The organism is Nonomuraea rhizosphaerae, from assembly GCF_019396405.1.
Lineage (GTDB): Bacteria > Actinomycetota > Actinomycetes > Streptosporangiales > Streptosporangiaceae > Nonomuraea > Nonomuraea rhizosphaerae.
In genome coordinates this window covers 1-7,678 of sequence record NZ_JAHKRL010000513.1, presented here as the reverse complement: position 1 = coordinate 7,678, position 7,678 = coordinate 1, and the positions used below count along the sequence as shown (strand labels likewise).

The 7,678-nt window shown below is 72.3% G+C and carries 10 protein-coding genes; 3 read left to right on the top strand and 7 right to left on the bottom strand.

Going from position 1 to position 7,678, the window contains the following annotated elements:
* The coding region (locus KME77_RS26735; RefSeq protein WP_219471703.1) for a cytochrome P450 at window positions 1–654 on the top strand (654 nt) is incomplete at its 5' end.
* Here KME77_RS26735 and KME77_RS26730 read toward each other — a convergent pair.
* The 6 genes from KME77_RS26730 to KME77_RS26705 are packed head-to-tail and all read right to left on the bottom strand — an operon-like array spanning window position 617 to window position 5,918.
* The gene (locus tag KME77_RS26730; protein ID WP_219471702.1) at window positions 617–1,387 is read right to left on the bottom strand and encodes a hypothetical protein; all 771 of its coding nucleotides are present in this window, start codon (window positions 1,385–1,387) and stop codon (window positions 617–619) included. The two genes, KME77_RS26735 and KME77_RS26730, sit on opposite strands and share 38 nt — an antisense overlap.
* Window positions 1,384–2,463 carry a glycosyltransferase family 4 protein gene (locus KME77_RS26725; RefSeq protein WP_246610800.1) on the bottom strand — a complete coding sequence of 360 codons (1,080 nt, stop codon included), beginning with the start codon at window positions 2,461–2,463 and terminating at the stop codon, window positions 1,384–1,386. Before KME77_RS26725 ends, KME77_RS26730 begins: the two co-directional genes overlap by 4 nt.
* The gene (locus tag KME77_RS26720; RefSeq protein ID WP_219471701.1) at window positions 2,463–2,816 is read right to left on the bottom strand and encodes a hypothetical protein; all 354 of its coding nucleotides are present in this window, start codon (window positions 2,814–2,816) and stop codon (window positions 2,463–2,465) included. Before KME77_RS26720 ends, KME77_RS26725 begins: the two co-directional genes overlap by 1 nt.
* Complete coding sequence (locus KME77_RS26715) at window positions 2,813–3,517, bottom strand: hypothetical protein (protein WP_219471700.1); 705 nt, start codon at window positions 3,515–3,517, stop codon at window positions 2,813–2,815. The genes KME77_RS26720 and KME77_RS26715 overlap by 4 nt, the downstream gene beginning before the upstream one ends.
* Window positions 3,518–3,528: 11 nt before the next feature.
* Entirely contained in the window at window positions 3,529–4,647 is a 1,119-nt protein-coding gene (locus KME77_RS26710; RefSeq protein WP_308250920.1) for a glycosyltransferase, read from the bottom strand.
* 53 nt (window positions 4,648–4,700) lie between these two features.
* Window positions 4,701–5,918 carry an FAD-dependent monooxygenase gene (locus tag KME77_RS26705; protein WP_219471699.1) on the bottom strand — a complete coding sequence of 406 codons (1,218 nt, stop codon included), beginning with the start codon at window positions 5,916–5,918 and terminating at the stop codon, window positions 4,701–4,703.
* Between the two features lie 93 nt (window positions 5,919–6,011).
* Here KME77_RS26705 and KME77_RS26700 point away from each other — a divergent pair, with 93 nt between their 5' ends.
* Window positions 6,012–6,536, top strand: a complete 525-nt coding sequence (locus tag KME77_RS26700; RefSeq protein ID WP_219471698.1) for a TetR/AcrR family transcriptional regulator — start codon at window positions 6,012–6,014, stop codon at window positions 6,534–6,536.
* A 12-nt stretch (window positions 6,537–6,548) separates the two neighbouring features.
* Here the strand turns inward: KME77_RS26700 and KME77_RS26695 are convergent, their stop codons facing one another.
* A complete protein-coding gene (locus tag KME77_RS26695) occupies window positions 6,549–7,001 on the bottom strand; it encodes a GyrI-like domain-containing protein (RefSeq protein ID WP_219471697.1) in 453 nt (150 codons plus the stop codon).
* A 96-nt stretch (window positions 7,002–7,097) separates the two neighbouring features.
* Between KME77_RS26695 and KME77_RS26690 the strand changes: the two genes are divergently transcribed.
* A partial coding sequence (locus tag KME77_RS26690; RefSeq protein WP_219471696.1) for an IMP dehydrogenase occupies window positions 7,098–7,678 on the top strand: 581 nt, incomplete at its 3' end.

Genomic DNA, 7,678 nt, shown 5'->3' with positions numbered 1-7,678 from the left:
GTGACCCACGAGGCCGCGCAGGCCGCCGGTGAGTTCTACCAGGCCGTGGTGGCGCTCGGCGAGGAGCGCCGCGGCTGCCCCGCCGACGACCTGGTGTCCCTCTGGTCCCGGTTCGACGACGAGCACCTGGGGAGCGAGGCGCTGCTGCTGCTCGACGGCGGCGCGGAGACCACCCGCACGGTCATCGCGACCGCGATCGACGCGCTGATCCGCCACCCGGACCAGTGGCGGCTGCTGCGCGAGGACCCGGCGCTGATCGAGGACGCGATCGAGGAGTTCATCCGCTGGACCACCCCGGTCCTGAACATGTGCCGCGCGGCCACCCGCGACACCGAGCTGCACGGGCGCTCGATCACGAGCGGTCAGCAGGTCCTGCTCATGTACGGGTCGGCGAACCGGGACGCGACAGTCTTCGACGACCCGGACACCTTCGACGTGACGCGCAAGCCGGGCGGGCACATCGCGTTCGGGCTGGGCACGCACTTCTGCCTGGGCGCGGCGCTGGCCCGGCTGGAGCTGCGGATCTTCTTCGAGGAGTGGCTCGCCCGGGTGGGGTCGGCCTCGTGGGCGGACGGCACCGGGCCGCGCAGGCTGCCCAACGCGTTCGTGCGGGGCGTCACGTCGTTCCCGATCGTGCTCTCGCCGCGCGGGTGAACTGGTCGTCGAAGCGGCGCGGGAACGGCATCATGCGGTGTTTGTGCCGGTACGGCGCGGCCTGCCGGACGACGTTGAACCCGGCGGCGGAGACGATCCGCCCGGCCGTCGCGAACAGGGGCCACGCCGGACGGACGTCGGTGTGCGTCACGCCGGGCGGCAGGCCGGGCGGCGCGGCCGGTGAGACGAGCACGAGCCTGGGGTCGAGCCCTTCGCAGGCGGCGCTCTCGCGGGCGTAGGCGACCAGCTCCATGGTCTCGGCGGGCGGCCCCGAGTGGACGATCAGCCAGTCGCCTCGGGCGTCCTGGGCGGGCGCGGGCGGGTCGGTCAGCTCCAGCGGAGCAACCTGTCCCGAAATTTCGTGCAAAAACGCCAGATGCGGCTCGCTGACCGGCTCGCAGACCCACGTCCGGTCGAAGCGCACCGGCCCGGAGCACACCGACCCGGAGACCGCCGGCCCGGAGATCAGCGACCCGGAGATCAGCGGCCGGTACGCCTCCCACCGCAGCAGCCTCGCCAGGTGCACCGCCGGGACGCCGGGCGGCACGCGGACCTCCCCGTCGAGCCCAGCCGGAAAGGCGTCCACCACCACTTCCGCAGGCTTATACCGGGAGATGTCGCCCGGCCACGCGGTCAGGATCGTCGCCGGCTCCCCCGGGTGCACCGTGTGAAGGTAGGCCCGCATCCGGGTGAGATGCCCGAGCCCGTCCCCCCTGGCGTAACAGACGATCACGACGACTCGCGGAACACCCGCAGGTACCCCTCCGTCTCGGCGGCCGGCGTGAAGTCCCTGCGCACCCGCTCGGCCGCCGCGGTGCCCAGCTTGCCGAGCTCCTCCTCCGAGGCCCGCGCGGCCCGGTCCAGCGCCGCGCGGCACCCGTGCGCGTCGCCGGCCGCGAACGGGAAGCCGATCTCCTCGTCCACCAGGTCGCCCAGGCCGCCCGCGTCGGAGGCCAGCAGCGGCACGCCGAGCGCGGCGGCCTCCAGGGCGACGTTCGGCAGCCCGTCGTAGAACGACGGCAGCGCCACCAGGTCGCAGGCCGCGTAGAGGGCGGGCAGCTCGTAGCGGTCCAGGAAGGGCAGCCTGGTGTGCTCGAAGGGCACCGTCAGCTCCGCCTCCAGCTCCCCGACCAGCAGCAGGTGGAACAGCTCCGCGTGCCCCGACGCGGCCAGCGCGTCGAGCAGGAAGCCGACGCCCTTCTTGTTCTTGAGCTGGCCGATCAGCCCGATCGTGCGCCTGCCCGCGGCCTCTCGCCTGGCCCGGCCCGCCGCGCGTTCGGAGGGCAGGATCTGCCAGTTCGTCGTGTCGATCCCGTTGGCCACCCACCGCACCCGCGCCTCGGGGACCAGCGCGGACACCAGCGGCCCGTGCGAGGAGGCCACCACGCACACGGCCGCCGAGGCCCGCAGCGCGTCGAGCAGGGCGCCCCGCCGGCGCAGCGAGAACACGCCGGTGTCGAAGTCGTTGCCGCGCAGCAGCGTCACCAGCGGCGCCCCGAGCCAGGCGGCCAGGACCGGCCCGCCGAGCATCGCGTACGTCCCGCCGAAGGCCACCACGTGCGTGTACGCCTCGCCGCGCAGCGACGTCCACAGCCTGCGCAGCGCGTGCTCCGGGTTGTCCTCAAGGGGCGCGGTGAGCAGCCGGCCGCCCCGCTCGTGCGCGACGTGCCAGGGCCGGTCCCGCCGGCTCAGGTGCGCGACGTCGATCTCCGTGCCCGCGCCGCGCAGCCCCCTGACGATCCGGTCGCAGGACTCGGCCATGCCGCCCCGGCTCGGCGGGTAGTGCTCGGTGAGCCACAGGAGGCGCATCAGCTGTCACCGAAGTCGCGGTCGTCGCCGTCGTCGAAGTCGCCCGGCTCGCCGAAGTCACCCTGGTCGCCGGGGTCGAAGGCGCCGCGGTCGTAGGCGTCGAAGTCGCCGTACAGGCCGGGGTCCTGGTAGGAGGACGAGGTGGTGTAGTAGGTCTCGCGGCGGTACCCGTAGCTCCACATGGGGTCGTACGGGGAGCCGTACCCGCGGGCGGTCGCGCACTCGGGGCACAGCCTGTCGCCGGAGACGTGCCGGTCGCAGACGGGCCTGCCACAGCCGGCGCACCCGGTCACCGACGCCCGGCCGCACCGGCCCAGCACGAAGAATCCGGTGCTCACCATGCACGGGGTCACGCGCTCCGCCTCCTCTGCGTCCACCTGAACGGCTCGGCCGCCACCGTCAGGATCGCCCTCACCTGCTCGCGCTCGACCGGCAGCGGCACCTTCGCGCCGGCCCTGATCACCGTCTTCGGCCCCCGGCGCACCTTCACCCGGATCCACGGCGGCGGCGGGGTGCCCGGCTGCGCCGACGCCTGCCCCTTGGCCAGCGCGCGGCTGGTGAGGATGCGCTGCACGCCCTTGGTCTTCTGCTTGGTCTTGCGCTTGCCGCGCGGGTTGACCTTGACGATCCGGCGCTTCCTGACCACGTCCACGACGTCGAGGGTGAACACGCTGCCGTCACGCAGCTCCGAGCGCGCGCTGAGCCACCGGTCGCGCACCCACCACTGCTCGGCGCTGCGCACCGGCCGCCGGACGGGGAGCTGCTGGCGCGGCCCCTCCTTGCCGGCGTGGCCGCGCAGGTCGGCGGTGAGGCCGACGGTGCCGCGGCCGACGTCCTCGCACAGCACCCTGATCAGCGGCACCACGACGCTCTCCGTACGCGGCGGCAGCGCCCACTTGCGCCTGCGCACCAGCTCGTTGTGGCGGGACAGGCTGGCCAGCAGCGCCATCCACTCCGACCGGGGCAGCGCGGCCGACAGGACGTGCTCCCAGATGAGCTTCTGGTGCAGCGGGTGGAACCCGTCGATGGCCCGCCGCGTCTTCCGCCAGAACATGGCTCGAAACCCTACACACGCTCATAGACCCGGGCGAGGGCCGCGCGGGAATCGGCCCAGGTGGGAACGTGCCGCCCGGCCCGCTCCGCCATCGCCCGCGCCGCGTCCGGGTACTCCAGCAGGACGCGGATCGCGCGGGCCAGCTCGGCGGGCCTGTCGGGCGCGACCAGCCGTCCGTCCTCGCCCAGGATCTCGCGTACGGCGGGCAGGTCCGAGGCGACGACCGGCGTGCCGGCGGCCATCGACTCCAGGATCTTCAGCGGGGCGCAGCCCTGGTCCACGTTGCGGGGGCAGGCGGTCAGCGGGGCCACCGACACGGCCGCCCCGGCCAGCCAGGCCGCGACCTCGTGGTGGGGCAGGGTGAAGCGCCAGACGACCCGCTCGGCGACGCCCAGGCGCTCGGCGAGGCGCTGGAGGAGCTTGGCGCGGCGCTCGGGGACGGAGGAGCAGATGACCAGGCTCAGGCCGGGCAGGTCGGCGAGCCGGGCGAAGGCGCGCAGCAGCACGTCCAGGCCCTGCCAGCGCTGGAGGGCGCCGACGTAGACGAGGTAGTGGGCGGGGGCGTCCGGGGGTGCGGCGGTGGCCTGGACGGGGTCGGCGCCGTTCGGCACCAGATACACCTTTTCCGGATTTATCCCGATTTTGTGGATGGCGGTGGCGATCACCCGCGAGGGCACCACGATCGCGTCCGCCCGCTCCAGGCAGTGCGTCTCCAGCCGCCGCAGCTTGGCCACCGTGGCGGGGGCCGCCTGCGGCCAGGTGTGCGGCAGTTCGACGGACGGCAGCCCGTTCGCCTCGTACACCACCTTGTGCCGGTGGCCCAGGACGGGCAGGGCGCTCCACGGGTCGCGGACGTGGACCAGCTCCATGGTGGGCAGGTGGGGTTCGAGGTGGTGGGCCACCCAGCGGGAGTAGGCCTCGGCGCGGTCGATCAGGTTCGGCACCCGCTCGTCGAAGCGGGCGATCTCGACCGCGCCCTCCCGCTGGTAGCGCGGCAGCCCGCCGCCGCCGAGCACCCCCAGCAGGCCGCCGTCGTACCTGTCGAACAGCTCGGCCGCCATGTGCCCGATGTGCACCGCCGACCCCTTGCTGGAGGGGAACCGGTCGAAGGCGAAATAGGCGGCGCGCACGTCGCGGAGTCTATTGCGCGTCCCCTGGTGTGCGCGGCTCCTGGTGTGCGCGGCTACTGCCGTACGGCCTCGTACGCCGAGTAGTCCTTCAGCGTGATCGAGTCGTGCAGCCGCACGCCCTTGCTGCTGACCTTGGTCGCGGCCTTGGTCAGCCAGACGGGCACCCGCCCGATCAGCCGCGTCGCCGTGAGCAGCGCCCACAGGTCGAACCGGGTGCCCGGCACGAGCCGCTTGGCCGCCCCGATGGCGAAGGTCCGGCCGCGCCGCACGTACTCCCCGATCTCGGCCTCGTACGCGGCGAAGGCCCGCTCGTGGTCGCCCTCGGCGGCGGCCAGCTCCCCGGCGAGGACGTAGGCCCCCACGACGGCCAGGCTGGTGCTGCCGCCCACGGCCGGCCCCGGACAGTAGCCCGCGTCGCCGGCCAGCGTCACCCGGCCACGCGACCAGGTGTCGAGGCGGAGCTGGGTGATCGAGTCGAAGTAGAACGCGGGGGTGCGGTCGAGCTCGTCCATGATCCTCGGCACCTGCCAGCCCAGGCCCGCGAACCGCTCGCGCAGCAGCTCCTTCTGCCGCGGGATGTCGCGGTGGTGGTACTGGAGCTGCTCGGGCGTCCTGAACAGGAACACCGCGCGCGCGTCGTCCATGTGCGCCGCCCCGTACATGCCGGCCAGCCGCCCGACGCCCGCCACGCTCTCGGTGCGGCCGTCGAGGCCGAGGAAGTTGGGCACGGAGACGACGGCCAGGTAGGCGCCGATCCAGGTGGAGAACCGCGACTCGGGGCCGAAGACGAGGCGACGCACGTTGGAGTGCAGGCCGTCGGCGCCGACCACCACGTCGAACCTGCGCGTCGCGGACCGCTCGAACGCCACCGTGCCGTCGTCGCCGATCGAGGTGATGGAGTCGTCGAAGACGTACTCGACGTCCTGGCGGGTGGCGTCGTAGAGGATCTCGCTGAGGTCGTCGCGCATGATCTCGACGTGACGGCCGGAGACGGCGCCGAACACGCGGCGCAGGTCCAGCTCGACGGGCTTGTCGCCGCCCTCGGGGTACATGGTGAGCCAGGTCGTGCCGGTCTTCCTGGCGGTGATCCGGTCGGCCAGGCCCATCTTCTCGACGATGTCCATGGCGGGCCGGAACAGGTCGATCGCGTGCCCGCCCGTCTTGCGCAGCGTGGGCGCGCGTTCCACGACGGTGACGTCGAAGCCGTACTTGTTGAGCCAGAACGCCAGTGCGGGGCCGGCGACGCTGGCGCCGGAGATCAGGATGCGCATGAGGACCACCTTCCTTACTTAACGGATGGTAAGTCAGCGGACGGCCGGGGCACAAGAACTTACTTAACGATAGGTAAGGATAAGATGGACATCATGGCGAGGCCCAGTGACACCAAGGCGCGCATCCAGGCGGTGGCGCGCGAGCTGTTCGCGGAGCAGGGTGTGAAGAACACCAGCCTGCGGCAGATCTCCGACCGGCTGGGCATCACCAAGCCCGCCCTCTACTACCACTTCGCCTCACGCGACGACCTGGTCAGGAGCATCATCGAGCCGCTGCTGGAGGAGATGGAGCGGTTCGTCTCCACGCGGGAGCCCGGCGAGCCGCGCCGGCTGCTGGAGGACTACTGGGAGGTCATCTGGCGCCACCGCGAGATCACCAACATGATCGTGCGGGAGCTGTCCACGCTGGAGACGCTCGACCTGGCCGAGCGCATGTTCGAGTGGCGGCGGCGGCTCATCGCGCTGCTGCTCGGCCCCGACCCCGCCCCCGAGCGCCACATCCGCGCCACCGTGGCGATCGGCGGCATGTCCGACTGCACGGTGGAGTACGCCGCCCTGCCGGACGACGTGGTGAAGACCGCGGCGGTCGACGCGGCCGCCGCGGCGCTCGGGGTGTGACCAGCGGTCCGGTCAGACCGCTATGTAGAGATCCGCACCCGCCGGGTGGTGGACCTCCAGGTCCGTCGTGAACGCGCGAGCCGGGACGCCGCCCGACTCGGTGTGCTTCCACACCTGCTGCCAGGCGCCGGTGATCGCCTGCGGCATGGGGCCGCGGGCCTCGATCCGCAACGACTTCCCGGCCGGCACGCGTACGGCCACCATCCCCTCGGGCAGGCGCGGGACCGTCCGCACGCCGATGCCGAGTATCTGGGTGTAGGCGCCGTTGTGATCGCTCTCATAGTCGGTCAGAACCGCGTACAGGTTCTCATCGACCCGCCCCGGGACGTGCGCGAACGCACCCGGGGCACCCGCCCGCTGCCACAGCACGGGCAGCCTGGCCCGCGCCGGGTCCATCTCATCCGCGTTCGAGGTGCGGATGGCGATGCCGACGACCGTCAACTCATCTCTCTCGATGACCTCCACAGGCCCTCCATCCCCCATCTTCATTCCGGCCGATCATAGGGCCAGCGGAACGGGGAAACCTCGGGATAGGCATTCACCGCATTAAGATGGACGAACGTGAAGTTCCTCAACGGCCTTGAGCCGCAGTACGACCTGACCTACAGCGACGTGTTCATGGTGCCGTCGCGTTCCTCGGTCGGTTCCCGGCTCGCGGTCGACCTGTCCACGAACGACGGCACCGGCACCACCATCCCCATCGTCGTGGCGAACATGACCGCCGTCGCCGGGCGCCGCATGGCCGAGACCATCGCACGACGGGGCGGCATCGCCGTGATCCCGCAGGACATCCCCATCGACGTGGTGGCCGAGGTCGTCGACTGGGTCAAGAAGCGCGACCTGGTCCACGACACGCCGCTCACGCTGACCCCGCACGACACGGTCGGCGAGGCGCTGCAACTGCTGCCCAAGCGGGCGCACGGCGCCGTCATCGTCGTCGACTGGGACAACCGCCCGATCGGCGTGGTGACCGACGCCGACTGTCAGGGCGTCGACATGTACACCCAGCTCTCGCAGGTGATGTCGAGCGAGCTGCTGACGCTGCCCGCCGGGCTGGAGCCGCGCTCGGCGTTCGACCGGCTGCACGACGGCCGGCACCGGCTGGCGCCGATCGTCGACGCCGACGGCCGCCTGGTCGGCAT

What these genes read in the sequence shown, in the direction of transcription:
- KME77_RS26715 (WP_219471700.1), bottom strand. Translation starts at nt 3,517, where the DNA reads ATGTTCTGGCGGAAGACGCGGCGGGCCATCGACGGGTTCCACCCGCTG.
- KME77_RS26700 (WP_219471698.1), top strand. Translation starts at nt 6,012, where the DNA reads ATGGCGAGGCCCAGTGACACCAAGGCGCGCATCCAGGCGGTGGCGCGC.
- KME77_RS26705 (WP_219471699.1), bottom strand. Translation starts at nt 5,918, where the DNA reads ATGCGCATCCTGATCTCCGGCGCCAGCGTCGCCGGCCCCGCACTGGCG.
- KME77_RS26725 (WP_246610800.1), bottom strand. Translation starts at nt 2,463, where the DNA reads ATGCGCCTCCTGTGGCTCACCGAGCACTACCCGCCGAGCCGGGGCGGC.